General features: G+C 44.6%; 2 protein-coding genes. One reads left to right on the top strand and one right to left on the bottom strand.

Annotated features, from left to right (window positions below; all coding sequences use genetic code 11):
* The coding region (locus R7Q09_RS24835; RefSeq protein ID WP_318143783.1) for a 4Fe-4S cluster-binding domain-containing protein at positions 1–395 on the bottom strand (395 nt) is incomplete at its 3' end.
* Positions 396–609: 214 nt separating this feature from the next.
* Between R7Q09_RS24835 and R7Q09_RS24830 the strand changes: the two genes are divergently transcribed.
* Positions 610–838 (top strand): transaldolase family protein (locus R7Q09_RS24830; RefSeq protein ID WP_318143782.1); only part of this gene is annotated, 229 nt, incomplete at its 3' end.

Below are 838 nucleotides of genomic sequence, written 5' to 3'. Positions count from 1 at the left end.
CTTTGATCGTAGAAAGGCTTGTCTTTCATCAACACTTCAAACAGGTCGTCCGATTTCGCCGCTTCTCCACATATGCTGAGCGCTTGTGTTGGACATACGTTTCGCAGCGCTATGATCTGCGCCTCGCTCATGGCTTTTCGATTGATGATGATTTGATCGTCAATGCGTCGGATACCATCGCTCGCCATGTCGCCGTTTACGGTTTGTTTATAAGCCGACACACAAAGCTGGCAGTCCGCCATACAACTGCGCTCATCAAACAGCAGAGAGTGCTTTTCACTGCGGCTTTCTGGGTTTTGGCACCAAGGACAGGACAAACTGCATCCCTTCAGAAACAGAATGGTGCGAATACCATCACCATCGTGGGTCGAGAACCTCTGAATATTGAAATACATTGCTGTCCGCCTCTTGGTTTGCTCTTCTACTTTTCACGCTTTTCTTTTTCTGAAAGCTTCATTTGATAATGAAATATTGGCACTTAACTTTCGTTTTGTGAAATTATTATAGTTTCAATTGAAATTACAATTGATCAAAATCAAGATCTCAGCGGATTATCAGATCTATAGTGATCCCATCATCAAAACGAAGATTTTGTATAAGGTAGAACCCATGCTCGAACTCTATTTAGATACTGCTGACGTGGCAGAAGTAAAACGCTTTAACCAATGCCTACCTCTGAAAGGGGTAACCACAAATCCAAGTATTTTGGCGAAGTCAAAACAAGGCTTGAACCAAACCTTAGCTGGCATGCAAGAAGCGCTAGGGGGCACACCCCGTTTCCATGCTCAAGTGGTGAGCACAACTGTAGAAGGCATGGTGGAAGAAGCGCGCCAAATCC

The organism is Vibrio sp. 2130-1, assembly GCF_033339515.1.
This window is presented reverse-complemented; position numbering and strand designations above follow the sequence as displayed.